The 17,163-nt window shown below is 43.5% G+C and carries 16 protein-coding genes; 6 read left to right on the top strand and 10 right to left on the bottom strand.

Annotated elements, in window-relative coordinates; all coding sequences use genetic code 11:
• Positions 1-39 precede the first annotated feature (39 nt).
• The 3 genes from hisA (at position 40) to hisIE (ending at position 2,373) form a co-directional block, all read left to right on the top strand.
• Positions 40-756: a 1-(5-phosphoribosyl)-5-[(5-phosphoribosylamino)methylideneamino]imidazole-4-carboxamide isomerase gene (gene hisA / locus D0X99_RS15900; RefSeq protein WP_119478839.1), complete on the top strand. Its 717-nt coding sequence runs from the start codon at positions 40-42 to the stop codon at positions 754-756.
• Positions 757-959: 203 nt separating this feature from the next.
• Positions 960-1,715: an imidazole glycerol phosphate synthase subunit HisF gene (hisF, locus tag D0X99_RS15905; RefSeq protein ID WP_119478840.1), complete on the top strand. Its 756-nt coding sequence runs from the start codon at positions 960-962 to the stop codon at positions 1,713-1,715.
• Between the two features lie 37 nt (positions 1,716-1,752).
• Positions 1,753-2,373, top strand: a complete 621-nt coding sequence (hisIE, locus tag D0X99_RS15910; RefSeq protein ID WP_199708119.1) for a bifunctional phosphoribosyl-AMP cyclohydrolase/phosphoribosyl-ATP diphosphatase HisIE — start codon at positions 1,753-1,755, stop codon at positions 2,371-2,373.
• 35 nt (positions 2,374-2,408) lie between these two features.
• On the opposite strand, the gene D0X99_RS15915 is transcribed toward hisIE, so the two are convergent.
• Both D0X99_RS15915 and D0X99_RS15920 read right to left on the bottom strand, forming a co-directional pair.
• On the bottom strand, positions 2,409-3,728 hold the full coding sequence (locus D0X99_RS15915) for a S41 family peptidase (protein ID WP_119478841.1): 1,320 nt from the start codon (positions 3,726-3,728) through the stop codon (positions 2,409-2,411).
• A gap of 183 nt (positions 3,729-3,911) precedes the next feature.
• Positions 3,912-4,304, bottom strand: a complete 393-nt coding sequence (locus tag D0X99_RS15920; protein ID WP_119478882.1) for a Dabb family protein — start codon at positions 4,302-4,304, stop codon at positions 3,912-3,914.
• A 142-nt stretch (positions 4,305-4,446) separates the two neighbouring features.
• Between D0X99_RS15920 and D0X99_RS15925 the strand changes: the two genes are divergently transcribed.
• The gene (locus tag D0X99_RS15925) at positions 4,447-5,433 is read left to right on the top strand and encodes an aldo/keto reductase (protein ID WP_119478883.1); all 987 of its coding nucleotides are present in this window, start codon (positions 4,447-4,449) and stop codon (positions 5,431-5,433) included.
• A gap of 33 nt (positions 5,434-5,466) precedes the next feature.
• On the opposite strand, the gene D0X99_RS15930 is transcribed toward D0X99_RS15925, so the two are convergent.
• Positions 5,467-6,360 carry a hypothetical protein gene (locus D0X99_RS15930; RefSeq protein WP_119478842.1) on the bottom strand — a complete coding sequence of 298 codons (894 nt, stop codon included), beginning with the start codon at positions 6,358-6,360 and terminating at the stop codon, positions 5,467-5,469.
• Between the two features lie 161 nt (positions 6,361-6,521).
• Positions 6,522-8,327 carry a translational GTPase TypA gene (gene typA / locus D0X99_RS15935; protein ID WP_119478843.1) on the bottom strand — a complete coding sequence of 602 codons (1,806 nt, stop codon included), beginning with the start codon at positions 8,325-8,327 and terminating at the stop codon, positions 6,522-6,524.
• 172 nt (positions 8,328-8,499) lie between these two features.
• Here typA and D0X99_RS15940 point away from each other — a divergent pair, with 172 nt between their 5' ends.
• Complete coding sequence (locus D0X99_RS15940; protein WP_119478844.1) at positions 8,500-9,567, top strand: bile acid:sodium symporter family protein; 1,068 nt, start codon at positions 8,500-8,502, stop codon at positions 9,565-9,567.
• 29 nt (positions 9,568-9,596) lie between these two features.
• On the opposite strand, the gene D0X99_RS15945 is transcribed toward D0X99_RS15940, so the two are convergent.
• On the bottom strand, positions 9,597-10,259 hold the full coding sequence (locus D0X99_RS15945; RefSeq protein WP_119478845.1) for a GDSL-type esterase/lipase family protein: 663 nt from the start codon (positions 10,257-10,259) through the stop codon (positions 9,597-9,599).
• Between the two features lie 3 nt (positions 10,260-10,262).
• A complete protein-coding gene (gene cax, locus D0X99_RS15950) occupies positions 10,263-11,372 on the bottom strand; it encodes a calcium/proton exchanger (protein WP_119478846.1) in 1,110 nt (369 codons plus the stop codon).
• Positions 11,373-11,665: 293 nt separating this feature from the next.
• Here cax and D0X99_RS15955 point away from each other — a divergent pair, with 293 nt between their 5' ends.
• On the top strand, positions 11,666-12,775 hold the full coding sequence (locus D0X99_RS15955) for a DUF4407 domain-containing protein (RefSeq protein ID WP_119478847.1): 1,110 nt from the start codon (positions 11,666-11,668) through the stop codon (positions 12,773-12,775).
• Positions 12,776-12,822: 47 nt separating this feature from the next.
• Here the strand turns inward: D0X99_RS15955 and D0X99_RS15960 are convergent, their stop codons facing one another.
• The 4 genes from D0X99_RS15960 to D0X99_RS15980 all read right to left on the bottom strand — a co-directional run bounded on the left by D0X99_RS15960 (position 12,823) and on the right by D0X99_RS15980 (position 17,118).
• Positions 12,823-13,569 carry a DUF5995 family protein gene (locus D0X99_RS15960; RefSeq protein ID WP_119478848.1) on the bottom strand — a complete coding sequence of 249 codons (747 nt, stop codon included), beginning with the start codon at positions 13,567-13,569 and terminating at the stop codon, positions 12,823-12,825.
• An 8-nt stretch (positions 13,570-13,577) separates the two neighbouring features.
• Positions 13,578-14,297 carry a VIT1/CCC1 transporter family protein gene (locus D0X99_RS15965; protein ID WP_119478849.1) on the bottom strand — a complete coding sequence of 240 codons (720 nt, stop codon included), beginning with the start codon at positions 14,295-14,297 and terminating at the stop codon, positions 13,578-13,580.
• Positions 14,298-14,300: 3 nt separating this feature from the next.
• A complete protein-coding gene (locus D0X99_RS15970; protein WP_119478850.1) occupies positions 14,301-15,464 on the bottom strand; it encodes a dipeptidase in 1,164 nt (387 codons plus the stop codon).
• Between the two features lie 628 nt (positions 15,465-16,092).
• A complete protein-coding gene (locus D0X99_RS15980) occupies positions 16,093-17,118 on the bottom strand; it encodes a glycosyltransferase family 4 protein (RefSeq protein ID WP_119478852.1) in 1,026 nt (341 codons plus the stop codon).
• Positions 17,119-17,163 lie beyond the last annotated feature (45 nt).

Genomic DNA, 17,163 nt, shown 5'->3' on the forward strand with positions numbered 1-17,163 from the left:
CAAGTTTTTGATTTACCGTCTTGCGTCTAATTTCTAAATATGTACATCATCCCAGCCATAGATCTAATCGGAGGAAAGTGTGTCAGACTCAGTCAGGGCGACTACAGCAGCAAAAAAGAATACCATGACGATCCCCTCGAAATGGCCAAGCGATTTGAAGGTGCTGGACTAACCCGGTTGCACCTGGTGGATCTAGATGGGGCTAAAGCCAAAAAAATCATCAATGGAGATATTTTGGAGCGAATCTGTGCCGGAACGAGTCTTCAGGTGGATTTTGGTGGAGGAATTCAGGCGGATGAGGAGATCGAAAAAGCCTTTGCACTTGGAGCTAAGCAAGTGACCGGTGGAAGCATTGCGGTAAAAAATCCGATTCTTTTTGACGAATGGATCACAAAGTACGGTTCGGAGAAAATCATCCTGGGCGCCGACGCTAAAAACAAAAAAATTGCTGTCGGAGGTTGGGAGGAAACGACTTCCGTGGACTTGATTCCTTTTATCAAAAGCTATTTCGATAAAGGAATCCGCTATGTGATCTGTACGGATGTCGCTAAAGACGGACTGCTTCAAGGACCTTCTGTGGACTTGTACCGTGAGATTTTGCAGGAAATTCCTGAGTTGAAGCTGATTGCCAGCGGTGGAGTTTCCTCGGTCAAAGACTTGGAAGAACTGGAGAAAATCGGAGTTTACGGTTCGATTGTCGGAAAGGCCTACTATGAGGGAAGGGTGACGTTGGAGGAATTAGCGAGTTTTGGGTGATTGCCGATTTTAGATTTAAGAATCCCATAATTACGATGTACGATTTTGGATTTACGACCTCCTAGCGAACTACAATCATCAAATAGAAAATCTTCACCTAAGGAAATCAGGGTTGAGGTTCTTCAAAATCTCGTAAATCGTAAATTTTCAATATCGAATATCGAACACCGAATGAAGAATAATGAAGTTTTGAATACTATATAATGCTAACAAAAAGAATCATCCCCTGTCTCGACATCAAAGACGGCCGAACGGTCAAGGGAGTCAACTTTGTCCAATTGCGGGATGCCGGTGACCCGGTGGAGTTGGCGAAAATATACTCTGACGAAGGGGCGGACGAACTTGTCTTTTTGGATATCACTGCGACGGTTGATAAGCGAAAAACTTTGGCTGAATTGGTTACCAAAGTGGCCAAGGCGATCAATATTCCATTTACCGTAGGTGGAGGTATATCCACTGTGGAGGACGTTAAAGTGTTGTTGGCAGCCGGGGCAGATAAAATTTCCATCAATTCTGCCGCTGTCAACAATCCAAAGATTGTAGATGAAATGGCTAAAGAGTTCGGTTCCCAATGTATCGTAGTCGCGATCGATACCCGAACTATGGACGGGATTGATTTTGTGCATACGCATGGAGGCCGAAAACCCACTTTGCTTAAAACCCAAGCTTGGGCCAAGGAAGTAGCTGATCGGGGAGCAGGTGAGATATTATTGACCTCGATGGACCATGACGGTACCAAGTCAGGATTTGCCAATGAACTCACGGCGGAGATTTCTTCCGCTTTGTCCATCCCGGTGATTGCCTCCGGAGGTGCTGGAAGTATGCCGCATTTCAAAGATGTCTTTACCTTTGGTAGGGCAGATGCAGCTTTGGCAGCCAGTATTTTCCACTTCAAGGAAATCGGAATTCCCGAATTGAAGAGCTACTTGATTGGAGAGGGAATAAGCATTAGAAAGTAAAGTTTTGAAAGTGATAGATCCGCCAGGTTTTCAAATCATGGCAGGTCTTAAAACGAACAATATGAAAATCGATTTCAACAAAATGAACGGCCTGGTGCCAGCCATAGTCCAGGATGCCCTGAGCGGTAAAGTCCTCATGCAGGGCTACATGAACGAGGAGGCTTTGGCAAAAACCCAGGATACCGGTATGGTGACTTTTTTCAGCCGAAGCAAAAACCGACTCTGGACCAAAGGCGAGACTTCTGGCAACTTTATGGAGTTAGTTTCAATTGCAGCGGACTGCGATGGAGATTCCATTTTGATTCAAGCCAACCCAAGAGGTCCGGTTTGTCATACCGGAGCGGATACCTGCTTTTTTGAGGTTAATTCTTCCAAAACCGGATTTATCGATCAGCTTCGGGCAATCATCAAAGACCGAAAAAACAATCCTTCAGATAAGTCCTACACCGCTTCTCTTTTTGCCAAAGGAATCAATAAGATCGCCCAAAAAGTAGGAGAGGAAGCAGTGGAAATTGTGATCGAAGCAAAGGATGATAATAAGGAGCTGTTTCTTGGTGAAGCCGCAGACTTGCTTTTTCACTATCTGGTTCTTTTGGAAGCCAAGGGTTACGAGCTTGATGAAGTAATGGAAGTTCTCATTAAAAGGCATAAAAAATGAAAAAAGCCCGGTCAATTGATCGGGCTTTGATTTTCTTAGAAAGCGGGGAATTCTTGTTGCAATCCGGTGAAGGCGTCTATCATTTCCCACTTTGGCTTGTAATAGGTGTCCAGCATCCTTCCGCTCACATTTCCGCTTTGGATGTATTGCAAAGCTGCGGCAAGTCTGGCATCCTTGGTATCACCCCAAGGATATTGTGGCGTGTCTCCAACTGTAAAATCAACAGGGAACCCATCAAAATATTCCGCTTTCCCTTGAGCATTTGCAGTTGCAAAGGTGATTGGTACCAGTTCGACATTGTTGGTCTGAAGAACTCTGTTGTATCTGGAAAGCGGGAAAGAGCCCACTGGCTTCCCAAAGGTATTATCCCCAATCAACACGATATCCATGTACGGATCGAGGTTGTTGATGATCAATTCGGAGGCCGAAGCAGAGCCTCTGGAAGTAATGAAAACAATTCTGCTTAGGTTCAGATTGTCAATTTTGCTGAAATTCCTGTTCTCATTGTTACTTGATTTCATGTCATTCAGCTTATTGGTATACATCAGTTTTCCGGAGTTGGAAGCCTGAATCACATAATTGCAGATTTGTTCTGCTACAGCCACTGATCCACCTCCGTTGTAGCGAAGGTCAATAATCAACTCCTGAATTCCCTGGCTTTGAAAATATTCCATGGATTTTTGGACTTCAGTGCTTCGGGTCGGGCTGAGTCCGGCTGTCGCTTTAAAGCTTTGATAAGCCCAATACCCTACTTTTTTCCCTCCTACAGTAAATACGCGTTGATCCAAAACCGAATTGGACTGGTATTCCGCTTTGACGTTGGTTCGGGTAGTAGTGCTTCCGTCTGGAAGTTTGAACGTGAAGGTGTTTGAAATCCCAGGATCTGAAGTTCCAAGTTTGAAATCATAGCCACCGGTGCTCGTTTTGTAATCGGCAATTGGTTTTCCGTTAATCTGGATGATTTCCCAACCCCGCTTCCAACCGTCTTTTCCGGCAGGAGATTCATCAAAAACGAAAGAGATGAACACCCGCTCGTCCGAATTGAAAGCGAATCCAAAACCATGTCCGGCATTTCTTCCGACAAAGGAATTGTTGAAAGCTTCCTGAGTTGTCAGATAAGAAAACCTATCCAAGGGCTTGTAAATGATACCATTCAGTAACTCTTCATTCGTGGCGAACTTGGTTAAATCGATTGTGCTAGGGAGTCGACCGTTCCAGAAATACCATTCGCGCATCGATTCCACAATTGCTTTTTTGACATCCTGCTGAGGAGCAACTGGAAGGGTATCTTCTTTCGGTTCACAAGCCCAAACTACCATCACCACCAATCCTACAATCCACTGGAGCTTTTTCATCTGTTTATAATTTGATTTTTAAAGGTAAATAGCCTTTCCCGAGTTTGCCTGCAGCAGGCAGGCTTGTTTCGTGCGAATCTCGCACGACTGAACAAACTAGACTTCTTTGTGAAGTTTTCGTCATGCTCGAATTCATAAGTATGATTTTTAAGAAGAAACGAACAAAGACCGATAAAAGGTTTCTCAAATGGCGATGTCGTAAACTTTCACGGTTTTCCACATGTGGGAATACTTCTTGATAAATTCAAGGTGAAGTGGATCTACCTGATAGGCTGCCTGGTCTTCCAATGAATCAAAGAATAGGGTACAGGCCACATGAAAGGAATGGTCAACCACATCCCGTTTTTCAGTAGGTGCCGGTGTTCCCATGATGAACTTTGCGACGTCTTTGCATCGGCCGAGCATTGGGGCTGCATCAGTTGTAAATTCTTTCAGATCAGAGTCTTTGTGTAACCAGAAATAAACCTGGTGAATCATTTTTTGTGCGGGCATAACAGAAGCGATGGTTTGAATAGGTAATATGGCAGCGGCACTCGCCACGCCTAGGGTTTGAATTACTTTTCTTCGAGATGTCATTTTTTGATTTTCCGGAGTCATTTTGAATGGTGAAGCGCGTCCATTCCGGAACGGATTTAAAGATAAAAATTTAAATTGCTTTTCGGTATTCAGGTTTTACAATGGCTTGAAGCTAGTTTATCATCAAACCCACAAGATTTTTATGCAGTATAGGACTTTAGGAAAGACCGGATGGAAAGTTTCTGAAATAGGATTGGGTACTTGGCAGGTAGGAGGTGGTTGGGGTAAACCCTTTGATCCAAAAAAAGCCGAAGAAATTTTACACACAGCTTTTGATAGGGGAATCAATTTTGTGGACACAGCAGATGTCTACGATGGAGGACTCAGCGAAGCTGCAGTTGGAAAAGCCGTTAGGGAGCGAAGTGAAAAAATCTATGTGGCTACCAAATGTGGTCGAAGGATACAGCCTCACACTGCCGAAGGATATACCACGGAAAGACTGAGGAAATATGTGGAGGACAGTTTGCGAAACACGGGTTTGGACCAACTTGATTTGATTCAGTTGCATTGTCCTCCGGGGCCTGTTTATCACCGTGATGAAATTTTCCGATTGTTTGAAGACTTGAAAAAGGAGGGGAAAATCGCTGCAATGGGGGTCTCTGTGGAGCGGATCAATGAAGCGATGACAGCGATTAAATATGATGTTGTTTCTACTGTTCAAATCATTTTTAACCTGTTTAGGCAACGGCCAGCAGAAATGCTGTTTAATCTAGCCTCCTTAAATTCCATCGGATTGATTGTTCGTGTTCCGCTTGCCAGTGGGCTTTTGTCCGGGAAAATCACTCCCGAAACACAATTCGATAAGGATGACCACCGATACTTCAACCGGGATGGAAAGGCATTCGACAAAGGGGAGACTTTTTCAGGTGTTCCTTTGCCTAAGGCTTTTCAGGCCATTGAAGAATTGAACGGAGAGTTTGCGGATGGACACGATCTGGCAGCTCAGGCTTTGAGATGGATTTTGATGTTTAAGCAAGTGGGTACGGTGATTCCTGGAGCGTCGAGTGTGGATCAGGTGGAACGAAATGTCAGAGCTGCTCAGCTTCCCCCACTAAGTCCCCATCAAATGCAGGAGGCAGCAAGAATCTATGAAAAATACATCAAGGAAGAGGTTCACCAATTATGGTAACTGAAAGGCCGGGCTTATACCCGGCCTTTTTATCTATAAAACCACTCGGTTTGCCATGTTTTTGAAATACTTGTTTTGATCAGAAATCAAATAGTAGTTGGTGATCACTTTGTCATTTCTTTCCATAAGAATGACTGTTTCCTCACCAACAGAAATCACTTTAAGCTCCTTGGTTTTGGTGGGAAGGTGGGTTGAAGTGACAAATAATTCCCCTTCTTTTTCAAAAATCCGATCAATGGCAAATAGCAAAGGCTTTCTGTTTTCGTCGTACTTGGTGGCGATGGTTCGCCCAGGACTCCAGGAATTCCGGTTTAGCCGGTGGGTTTGATAATGGTGAAAGGTTTTTCCTTCCAACTGAGCCTTGGCTTTTTCGATATCAAGTTTTTCTGTGCTGTATGCCACACCTGAGAAAGTGGTTTGGGTACTGTTCCCTACCTGATTTTCTCCGCCGTATTCATTTCCACGTTGATACATATTTCCGATCAAAACCACATTGGCACCGAGCATGGCAGCTTCTGCTTTCAGCTTTTCCACTGCCCTGTTTTTAACATTATTGATGCTTGACAGGGTGGTTACTCCAGTTGCTTTACTGAAAAGTTCACCCTTTGGGTATAATCCAGACACATCTTCTGAACTATAAGTGATATAAACCTCCTGGAAATCATCCAGGCCATTTACCTCCTTGAATGGACTGGGGAATATCTCCTCCCGTCCACTGGCAAACTCAATTTTGCTCACTTGATGCTTACTCACACTGTATACAGTGGATTCATTGGGGAACGAATACTTAATCGTATTAATTCCGACTTCTTTTACCTGAACTTCTTTGGTTCCGTCCAAAAGATGGATCACATCATTTTTGCTCTGGGCTGATAGCAGGCTCCAACTCAACAAAAATGCAGCTGTTAGAATAGTTGGTTTGTTCATAAAATAAAATTTGAAATTAGTTTCTAGGACGAAAAATCGAGTTTTGGGTTAGGGTGAAAAAGGTTTTTTTACACTGGCGCAAACGAAAAATCCCTCCGGGATCTTCCGGAGGGATTTTGAAATTTTTCTGATTTAAGATGAGTCAATTGCTCAAAAAAGGATCAGGATTCCTTTTTCGCCATTCTGGTTCTTTCGTTTTCGTCCAGATAGATTTTTCTCATCCGGATGGACTTTGGAGTGATTTCCAGGTATTCATCTTTCTGGATGTATTCCATGGATTCTTCCAGGGAGAATTTTTTGGCAGGAATGATCCTTACGTTGTCATCAGAGCCTGAAGCTCTCATGTTGGTGAGTTTTTTCCCTTTTTGAATATTTACTACAATGTCATTGTCACGGGAATGTTCCCCTACAACTTGTCCAGCATACAAATCATCTCCCGGATCTACGAAGAATACACCTCTATCCTGAAGTTTGTCGATGGCATAGGCAGTACAAGGTCCGCCTTCCATGGAAATCATTGAACCGTTGATTCTTCCAGGAATTGTGCCTTTGAAGGGCTCATATGCCGAGAATCGGTGGTTCATAATGGCTTCGCCCTGGGTCGCTGTCAGTACGTTATTTCTCAACCCGATCAAACCTCTAGAAGGAATTCTGAATTCCAAGTGCTGAAGATCGCCTTTAGGCTCCATGATAGTCAATTCGCCTTTTCGCTGGGTTGCCAATTCGATGACTTTTCCGGCAGTTTCCTGAGGCACGTCCACTACGAGCAATTCGATCGGCTCACATTTTACTCCGTCGATTTCTTTGAAAATCACCTGAGGCTGACCTACTTGAAGTTCGTATCCTTCTCTTCTCATCGTTTCGATCAAGATCGACAAGTGAAGAATGCCACGTCCGTAAACCAAGAATTTATCCTCACTGTCTGTAGTCTCTACTCTTAGTGCCAGGTTTTTCTCAGTTTCTTTGAAAAGTCTGTCTCTCAGGTGACGGGAAGTCACGAATTTTCCTTCTTTGCCGAAGAAAGGAGAGTTGTTGATTGTGAAGAGCATGTTCATGGTAGGCTCATCAATGGAAATTCTCGGAAGTGCTTCCGGAGTCTCAGGATCTGCGATGGTATCTCCGATTTCAAAATCTTCCACACCCATTACGGCGCAGATATCACCTGCATTTACTTCGGATACCTTTACTCTTCCCAATCCCTCGAATACCTGCAATTCTTTGACACGCATTTTTTTGATCACACCGTCAGCTTTGCAAAGGGCGATTTGCTGATTTTCAACAATTTTCCCTCTTTTTACACGACCAATGGCTATCCGACCTACGAAATTGGAATAATCCAAAGAAGTGATCTGCATCTGAAGAGTTCCTTCCTCAATTTTTGGAGCAGGAATGTATTCCAAAATAGCGTCCAATAGGGGAAGGATAGAGTTGGTTGGATTTTTCCAATCCGGACCCATCCAGTTTTGTTTGGCAGAACCATACAGGGTATGGAAGTTTAGCTGCTCCTCAGTAGCATCCAAATTGAACATCAAGTCAAATACCGCCTCGTGTACTTCGTCAGGGCGACAGTTTTCTTTGTCTACTTTGTTGACTACCACAATTGGAGTAAGTCCAAGCGCCAAAGCTTTACCCAAAACGAATCGGGTCTGAGGCATTGGTCCTTCGAATGCATCGACCAACAGGATCACCCCATCAGCCATTTTAAGTACTCGCTCTACTTCTCCTCCAAAGTCGGCGTGACCTGGAGTGTCAATGATGTTGATTTTTGCGTCTTTGTAGCGTACAGAAACGTTTTTTGAAAGGATAGTAATCCCCCTTTCACGTTCAAGATCGTTGCTGTCCAAGATTAGGTCTTGGAATTGTTGGTTTTCTCTGAAGATTTGAGAGGCGTGGATGATCTTATCCACAAGGGTTGTTTTACCGTGGTCAACGTGTGCGATGATCGCGATATTCCTGATATTCTGCATGGTTTGCCTAATTGAAGGCGCAAAAGTACGAATAAAATTTGGGAGTAAGGTTATCGCCCCATGAAGTTTACGGCTTAGTTGATTAGTAATCAACGAACAAAGTTGAAACGGTGGACTTTTGGAACCTTGGTTTTTATGGTGCTATTTGGTAGGAATTTGATCCAGTTAGCCAATGAATAAGATTTTCTTTCCTCTTGCAGCAGTTCTTTTTATCACGTGGATAGTGGTCTGGTTGACTTCTGGGATTGAAAACTCAGGACTTCCCTTAATCGGATTTTTTGTTGCACTTGGATTGGGCTGCAGGGTTAAGGAGTCTTTAAAGGGCTTCAGTTTCCCGATTGTGATCTTTGGAGTAGTGGCTTTGGCGATGTTTTTCCCTTCCGATTTTCAGGAAATCAATGGTTATCCCCTTTCCAATTTGATTACCCCCCTGATCCAGGTGATCATGTTTGGAATGGGAACCTCGCTTAGTTTGAGGGATTTTTCGGAGGTGATAAAAAGCCCTAAATCGGTCCTGATCGGTGTGTCTGCCCAGTTTTTGATTATGCCGCTATTGGGTTTTTTTCTGGCATCGATCAGTGGAATGAGTCCTGAAATTGCCGCAGGGATTATTTTGGCTGGATGCTCCCCGAGTGGAACTGCCTCAAATGTGATGACCTATTTGGCCAAAGCAAATCTGGCACTTTCGGTAACTCTGACTTCCATTACAACTTTGATGGCACCGGTGATGACTCCCTTGCTGATGAAGTTGCTGGCAGGTCAGTTTATCGAGATAGATTTGCTGAAAATGATGTGGGACATCGTCAAAATGATCATCCTTCCGATCGCTTCGGGGTTGATTTTCAACAAGATATTGAAAGGGAAATCAGCTTGGTTGGACAAGGCTATGCCGGTAGTTTCGATGCTGGGAATTGCCTTGATCATTTTGGTCATTACAGCTGCCGGTCGGGATAGCCTCCTGAGCATCGGACCGATTTTGATTGTTTTGGTGATGATTCACAACCTGTCCGGCTATGGAATTGGGTACTTTGCTGGAAAGCTACTCGGCCTGGACGAGCGGGATGCCCGAACTGTGGCCATCGAAGTGGGAATGCAAAATGCAGGATTGGCCTCAGGTCTAGCTAAGACTCTGGGTAAAATTGCCACGGTCGGCTTGGCTCCGGCGGTTTTTGGACCAATGCAGAATATTACAGGATCGATTTTGGCTTCCTATTGGCACAAAAGAGAAGTAAAAGATTAAAACCTTTTAAATCATCTTCATTTTAATTGTCACTGTTTGAAATAGGTTTTGAAAATCCCTGTCCAAATTTTGTATCCTTCCTCATTCAGATGCAACTGATCTTGGATAAACAATTCAGGTCTGGCATTTCCGGATTGGTCAGTGAGCGCTTTCCAAGTATCCACAAATTCAACACCTTCTTTGGACAGGCAATATTCCTTGAGTTTTTGGTTGAAAATGGCATAGTTCTCCTTTTTCTCCCAACGGGAAGGGCTAGGCTTTGCACCGATCAGGTAGATCTCGGTTTTCGGATTGATTAGCTGCAGTCGTTTGACAATGTTATCCAAGCTGCTTAGAATATCCGCTACGTCCACGCCTGCCCAGAGGTCATTGTCGCCCTCGTAAATGAAAACCCTGCTTGGATCAAATCGGATAACCAGCGGAAACAGGTGGTTTTCCAGGTCAGAAGCTTTTGAACCTCCGAATCCGGTGTTTAGAATTGAATAAGTTGGAAAGGAAGATTGGAGTGTTTTCCACATTCGGATCGTTGAGCTTCCCGTGAAAACTGTGCTTTCTGGTTCCCATCCCAAGCTGTCGATTTGAGCGGAAATCCGACGGACTTCTTTTTCAAAAGGAAGTTCCTGGGCTTGAGTTTTTCCCCAAAGAAAAAAAGAGAGTAGAAGGTAAAGGCTTAAAATCCGATTGATTTTCATGGGTTATACCGCTGTTTCGGGTATGAAATAAAACATCATTCCCAAAATTAAATACACCAAAATCAGTTGAACGCCCTTATACCAGTTTGAACGGCCATCTCCTGAAATCATGGAAGCCAAAATCACTCCCAAAAACAAGGCTCCAAGCAGGGCCCTGTTGAAAGTCAGGTTCATTTGTTCAGGTCCAATAAAGGTACTCAGCAATACCAGTAACGGAGCGATGAACAAGGCGATTTGGATCGAACTTCCCAAGGCAATGCCGATGCTTAGATCCACTTTGTTTTTGGAAGCCATCACAATAGCGGAGATGCTTTCCGCAGCACCGCCGATTACCGCCAAAAAGACCACCCCGATGAAAATACTGGACATCCCCATGACTTCTCCTGTTTCTTCAGCCGCTCCCACCAGCACTTCACTCATGAATGCTGCAAGCACAGATGCAAAAATCAGGAAACCAACTGCTTTTGGTAAAGGCCAAGGTTTTTCATGCTCTTCATGGCCTTCTGCACTTTCGCTTTTGAAAAAATCCGGGTGAGTTTTTAGCATAAATACCAGGTATAGTCCATAGGCTGCCAGCAAGGAAATGCTGAGAAGAATATTCAGGTCATTTTCTGCCTCAGTAAATCCAGTGCTTCCAAAAAACCGGTTGAAGGCACTAGGTACCATCAAGCTGAGTACAGCAATCATCATCATAGAACTGTACATCCGGATACTGGTGGAGTTGTATTCCTGATAGTGGAATTTGATTCCACCTACCAAAAAAGAAACTCCCAATGCCAGAAGCAAATTGGCCAAAATCGCTCCAGCAATCGAAGCCAAAACCATCTCGTGAAGACCTGCCCTAAGTGCTACAAAAGCAATGATGAGTTCAGGAAGGTTTCCAAATGTGGCATTTAACAATCCTCCCACCGCATCTCCCGTGTAGGTTGCCAGATTTTCTGTGGAGGTGCTAATAAGTCTGGCAATTGGAATTATCGAAAGTGCTGCTGAGAAAAAAATCATCGGAGCAGAGGAATGTGAATATTCCAGAAAAAGCGTGATGGGGATGAATGCAAATAACCAGTGGATTCCGGGAGTTAAAATACTTTTCAGAATGGAATTTGACTTTTTCATATGGGTGAATTTGCATGAAGCTAGCCTATTGAAGTTTTATAAAATATGATCAAACTCAGGTTTTGACGGCACTGGTCTCCATCGTTCATTTTTTTGCACGATTCTGTACACCTCGGACAGACGTAGAGCCTGTCCAGTAGGCTCAATCAAAAAAACCAAACTACCTTTCTGCCCCATAAAACCATGTTTTGGTCACATTTTCAGATAAAATCAATGCGAATAAAATAACCCGCATCTTTTTGGAATCCTTTTCGCGTTCTCTAGTACGGATCCAACCCACAATCTTCCAAACCATGGAGCAAATCACCCGTTTTTTCTGGTTTTGCAGCGGAGCAAATTTTGCTTTGCTTAAGCGAACCCCGACCGAGTCCAATAAATATTTCGGAATTGGTGCTACCGTTTTCTTTACTGGAGTATTGGCTGCCTTAGCCGCTGGCTATGCACTTTTTACGGTCTTTCAGTCGTTGGTTCCGGCGATTTTCTTTGGGCTGCTTTGGGGTTTGATGATTTTCAATTTGGACCGGTTTATTGTGTCCAGTATGAGAAAGCGGGATAATGCCTGGGCAGAGTGGAAGCTGGCCATTCCAAGATTGGTTTTGGCGGTTTTGCTCGCGTTGGTGATTTCCAAGCCGCTCGAATTGAAAATGTTTGAACGGGAAATCAACCGAAAACTAGACGAGAAAAAGACCGAGTTTATCGCTCAATCCAAAGCAAATCTGGCCAAGGGATTTCCTGAAATCCAGGAATTGGAAGCAGATATTGACACCTTGAAAATTGAGGTGTCCGATGCGGAAGCATTTAGGGATCAGCTCCAAAAAGAATACGATGCGGAGCGGTTTGGAGAGAAGACCTCGGGAACAAGCGGGATTGTTGGGTTGGGAACCAATGCGAAGAAAAAAGAACAACAACTCGACGCAGCCCAACTTGCCCTGGATGACCTTCGAAAAAGAAATCAAATCCGGATCGATACGCTTGAAGCTCAGATTCGTGAATTTATGGCTTTACGTCAGGCAGAGTTTGAAAAGCAGCAACCTGGAATCGAAGGATTTGACGGATTGGCAGCACGTATGGATGCGCTTTCGGTCTTGACTACAGAAAGCTCAGCCATGGCATTGGCCAATATCTTTATCATGTTGCTGTTTATTGCAATTGAGACCGCGCCGATTTTTGTCAAATTGATCTCAGCTCGGGGACCTTATGATGAGTTGCTGGAATTGCACGAAGAGAAGGTGAAGCTCTTTAAGGGTGAAAAATGGACTATTGCCAAAGGAGAATCCGAAGCAAGAGTGGGTTATTTTCAGGATACGCACTTTTATGCGACCGATCTGAAAAAGGAAAAAACCAATCGAAAAAATAGAGCCGAAACGGATCGGGAACTGGCAAAGTGGGATAACGATTTATAGATAATCCCTTTGCCAAAACTTCGGTAAAACTTGATTATTACCAAAAATCACTTCGTCAACTGATCCAGTTGATCCATAGTGCGGCTCACGGATTTCCATTCGGCAAAGCCGACTATTTTGACCAAAAATGCCAAGAATCTCCCGGGATTGATCAGCTTTTGAGCAAGTTTGGAAATGTTGGCATCGCGATCTTTTACCTGAAAATCCTTATTGGAATCTGCATGGTACTCTCCGGCATATTTCCAGGCTCCGTCTCGAGCGAGCTGAATGGAAAAGTTGAGTAGCATTTCATCCCGCCCTTTTGCAAGCGGAATCAACCATCCGAAAATCGGTGAAATGGTGCTGATGTTGGCTTTTACTCCATCCACCAGTTCAGCAAGGAGTGAATTGATTTTGTTGAAATCGCCTTGGATTCCGATTAGGGTTTTTCCAGCCATCGTTTCCGAAGCGGCGATTCCCAAGTCCAGGTTGATGTGTGCATTGATTCCAAGAAAAAGGTGCTGAAGCACCAGTAAACGTGGGTTTTTGCTTGCTTCAAATGCAAGTCGCCAGCTTTCAGTGGGCTTTTTGCCAGCTTTCCAAAGTTCGTAAGCATCAATAAACCGCTTCGCAAAAAGCACATCCAGTACTTCCATCCGAGGATTATCCTCAAACTCCCCTGCTAATATTCCATCCCGAACTCTTCGGGTCACTTGCCTGTACAAAACCGCAAAGTATCCAATCCTGGATGAAGTGGATTTGCATTCTGTCACAATTTGATCCATGCGGATCAACACTTCGTCGATCGTTTTCATATCGGATATTAGATAAAAAAGCTTTCCAGAATGTCACCCACATAATAAGCGACTATAGCTGCCAAAAGTCCCAAGGCCACCGTTTCAGAAATGCTACGGATGGCTGAAGTCTGATTGACAATTCCCTTGAGCCAACCAACAATCAGAAAGGCTACTCCAGTCAAAATACTCGTCCAAAGAAAAATATTCAGATCGGTTGGGAAGAAAAAATCCCAGAGATAAACCATAAGTGGAATGAATCCCACCAAGATAAAGGATATCAAAGTTGCGAGTCCAATTTTGAAGGGACTTTTGCTGTCCCGCATCATTCCCAATTCATCTTTCATCATTTCGGAAACCCAAAGGTCTTTGTTGGAGCAGATGTGATCGACGATTTTGTCTAAAAGCTCGCCTTTGAAGCCTTTTTCCCTGTAGATTTCCACAATTTCCTCACGTTCCACTTCAGGGAGATTTTCCACTTCCCAATATTCAATTTTTTCGTGCTTATCATAATTGTCCCGTTCGCTTTTGGCAGAAAGGTAAGCTCCTACCGACATGGAAAAACCATCTGCAAGAAGATTGGCGAGCCCAAGAATGATCAAAATACCGGCGTCTAGATTGGCTCCGAATCCGCCTGCCACAACTGCAAAGGTTGTTACCGCGCCATCAATTCCACCATAAACAAATTCCCGAAGGTATTCCTGCAGCTTTCCAAATTTTGCGTTTTCCAGATGAATTTCTGATTCCATGTTTTATCTAAGGTTCTTTAAAAAAAATCGCTTTACATTCTCTCCCATTACGGCGCGAATTTCTTCTTCGGTAAATCCAGCATTCATAAGGCCTTCCGCAATCAATGGCAGTCCAGTTATATCAAATGGAACAACCACCGAGCCATCGTAATCCGAACCCAAGGCGACATATTGGACGCCGACCAAATCGCGGACATGCTTCATGGAAGCGATGATATTGGGTAATTCCGGAGTTCCAACAGCCATATCAAAAAAGGCTATTCCGATGATGCCTCCGTTAGCTGCTATCTTTTGGATTTGCTCGTCGGTCAGGTTTCGAGGAGAATCCATCACTGCCCTTACTCCAGTATGGGAAACAATGACTGGTTCGGTGGTAATGGAAAGTACATCTTCAAGGATAGCCGGAGAGGAGTGGGCCAAATCAATGAAAATGCCCAATTCGTTCATTCTTTTTACTGCTGCTTTTCCAAAATCGGATAGTCCTGCTCCATTTTTTCCATGGGCTGATCCCCCAAATTCATTGTCAAAAAAGTGGGTAGGTCCTATCATTCGGACTCCAGCTGCATGGACGGCATCCAAGTTTTCTAAGGTGCCTTCCAGTGCATGTCCACCTTCAATTCCAAGCATAGCACCGATTACTTGCTTGTCTGATTTTCTGGCTTCGATCAACTTTTCCAAATCAGCTTTTGACTTGACGAAAATGGCTTTCTCTTCTTCATTTTCAACAAAAGCAGCCAAGGCTTCAGATTGGGAGATTGTTCTATTGAACAGACTAAACCAGTTCCAAGGGCTTTCGCCTTTTGCGATAGTAAGTGGAGTGATGTTGTCAAAAGCATCTTCACTGTTGCTTTGTATATTTTGCCCTGCTGGAGATTTGGAAACGATCGTAAACATTTCCAACGCAACGTTTGCTTCACGCATTCTTGGGAAATCCACATGCCCACGATCTTCACGTTTGTTTAGATTTCTTCCCCAAAGCAAAGCGTCGCAATGAAGGTCTGAAATGAAATCCAAGCGGTCATATAATGCCTGTGCCTCAGGAGAAACTTGATGCGGTCCGATTGCTTTTACGGGATTCCGTTGGGATTCAATGTATTGGGGAACCGTATTGATTCCGATTAGATAAATAATGAAAAGGATACCAAGGAATAGAAGAAATTTTTTCATCAGCTTCGGTTTTGCATCAAGTTAAAAGGAAATTTGATTAGCTGAGGCAAGACATTGAAGAATTGAAGTGGAGATCCGTTGAAAAAAAATCAGATATTTTTTACTGAAATTTTGATTCTTTGTTTGCTTTTGATAGGTTTAATAAACTTTTGCAAACAGAATAATCGCTCAACCCAGCACTTTGCCAAAGTTTATATGGTTTTAATCCATTGACAATAAACCCTGACCGGGAGCCTAAATTCTAAAAGGCTCCCTCTTTTTTTGTCTGTATTTTCCAAGGTTTTGTTGAAAATTCAAAAACCGGTTTCAAAAACCAGTAAAAAGCTTCGAAAAAATGTAATTATGAGAAAATTCGGTTTTGTGAACCTTGAGAAATCGATTTCCAAAAGATTCTGATTTTGAGGTTAAAAACAAAAAAACCTTTCCGAAAATTTCGAAAAGGCTTTTTGCTTTAATTAACCCTTTAATCCAAAAATCAACAGCTTTTCTATCCTTCAAGAAGACTTGTCCGTGGAGGACAGCCTTTTGTGAGATTATTTAGAGCCTGATTTAGTGTTTCGAATTTCGAACCTGAACTTGGAACTTATGGTGACCTTTGTCACAGGGGTGGGTATTTATCCTGATTCCCCTACTCACCCAAACTTCTCAGTAGCATTTTTTTCCTGTTAGCGAAGTTGAATTTCGTTTGGATTCGTTTTGAGGCCGCCAATCGGATTGAATTAAGATCAGTCACACTAGCACGATTTAAAATACTTTCCAGTTTGAAATAATCTTTTGTAGGAAGAATAAAGCCCTCGCTTCCCACAATTTCGGGAATCGCCCCGACAGCCGATCCAATTGGAATGCAGCCACAGGCCATAGCTTCTCCCAGGGCATTGGGAAAACCCTCCGAAGTGGAAAGTTGGAGGTAAAACTGATGGGAATTGTAAAGTGCCAAGAGTTCTGCCGGCTTACTCTTTCCCAGTACTTTGACGTTGGAGTTTGGTGATGAATAGGCCGAATCACCAACAAGCGAAAAGCTCCAATCAGGATGGTTTTCGGCTAATTTTTCAATCAAGTCATATCCTTTGACAATAGCTCGGGAGGGATTGGAGGTCCCAGTAGCAACTGAAATAAAACTCATCGGCTTTCGTACTTCTTCCAAATCCCTCCAAAACATGGTATCGAATCCGTTTGGAATTACCTGAATAGGCGTTTTCAAATCAGGAATCAAATTCAGTAAGCCTTGTTTGGGATTGATCTGCGGGTCGTAAGTATAGTCCTGTTTAACCAAAGCCTCAGCGACAGGGAGGATGAGGGAGCAATTTTTAAAGGAATAAACAGTGGCTTTACGCAGCCATTTCTTTCGAAAGTTTCCATATCCGATCTCAGGCATGTTGATGCAGTCGGTACCTCCGGCTTGGATGGTGCATTTTTTTCCAAAAACCTTCCCAAAGCAAACCGGCAAAACACTGTGATACCCACCAAAAAAACAGAGGTATTGGCTAGTTACAGGTAAAAACCAAAGCAGTTGAAGAAACTGAAGGATAAAATAAAAGGGAAGCTTGACCGGACTTTGGGTGAATTCCAATGGCTTGATTTCAGCGACTGGACGGATCATTTCCAGGTCACGGTCGATAAAAGTAGTTTGTACTGGAAATGTATAAATGATCATTTGGGCCCGTATTGGTCATTAAGGTAATTCAGAAAATGAAAAAGG

It is taken from the genome of Algoriphagus lacus (assembly GCF_003583985.1).
In the GTDB taxonomy this organism is placed as follows: Bacteria; Bacteroidota; Bacteroidia; order Cytophagales; family Cyclobacteriaceae; genus Algoriphagus; species Algoriphagus lacus.

What these genes read in the sequence shown, in the direction of transcription:
- hisA (WP_119478839.1), top strand. Translation starts at nt 40, where the DNA reads ATGTACATCATCCCAGCCATAGATCTAATCGGAGGAAAGTGTGTCAGA.
- hisF (WP_119478840.1), top strand. Translation starts at nt 960, where the DNA reads ATGCTAACAAAAAGAATCATCCCCTGTCTCGACATCAAAGACGGCCGA.
- hisIE (WP_199708119.1), top strand. Translation starts at nt 1,753, where the DNA reads ATGGCAGGTCTTAAAACGAACAATATGAAAATCGATTTCAACAAAATG.
- D0X99_RS15915 (WP_119478841.1), bottom strand. Translation starts at nt 3,728, where the DNA reads ATGAAAAAGCTCCAGTGGATTGTAGGATTGGTGGTGATGGTAGTTTGG.
- D0X99_RS15920 (WP_119478882.1), bottom strand. Translation starts at nt 4,304, where the DNA reads ATGACATCTCGAAGAAAAGTAATTCAAACCCTAGGCGTGGCGAGTGCC.
- D0X99_RS15925 (WP_119478883.1), top strand. Translation starts at nt 4,447, where the DNA reads ATGCAGTATAGGACTTTAGGAAAGACCGGATGGAAAGTTTCTGAAATA.
- D0X99_RS15930 (WP_119478842.1), bottom strand. Translation starts at nt 6,360, where the DNA reads ATGAACAAACCAACTATTCTAACAGCTGCATTTTTGTTGAGTTGGAGC.
- typA (WP_119478843.1), bottom strand. Translation starts at nt 8,327, where the DNA reads ATGCAGAATATCAGGAATATCGCGATCATCGCACACGTTGACCACGGT.
- D0X99_RS15940 (WP_119478844.1), top strand. Translation starts at nt 8,500, where the DNA reads ATGAATAAGATTTTCTTTCCTCTTGCAGCAGTTCTTTTTATCACGTGG.
- D0X99_RS15945 (WP_119478845.1), bottom strand. Translation starts at nt 10,259, where the DNA reads ATGAAAATCAATCGGATTTTAAGCCTTTACCTTCTACTCTCTTTTTTT.
- cax (WP_119478846.1), bottom strand. Translation starts at nt 11,372, where the DNA reads ATGAAAAAGTCAAATTCCATTCTGAAAAGTATTTTAACTCCCGGAATC.
- D0X99_RS15955 (WP_119478847.1), top strand. Translation starts at nt 11,666, where the DNA reads ATGGAGCAAATCACCCGTTTTTTCTGGTTTTGCAGCGGAGCAAATTTT.
- D0X99_RS15960 (WP_119478848.1), bottom strand. Translation starts at nt 13,569, where the DNA reads ATGAAAACGATCGACGAAGTGTTGATCCGCATGGATCAAATTGTGACA.
- D0X99_RS15965 (WP_119478849.1), bottom strand. Translation starts at nt 14,297, where the DNA reads ATGGAATCAGAAATTCATCTGGAAAACGCAAAATTTGGAAAGCTGCAG.
- D0X99_RS15970 (WP_119478850.1), bottom strand. Translation starts at nt 15,464, where the DNA reads ATGAAAAAATTTCTTCTATTCCTTGGTATCCTTTTCATTATTTATCTA.
- D0X99_RS15980 (WP_119478852.1), bottom strand. Translation starts at nt 17,118, where the DNA reads ATGATCATTTATACATTTCCAGTACAAACTACTTTTATCGACCGTGAC.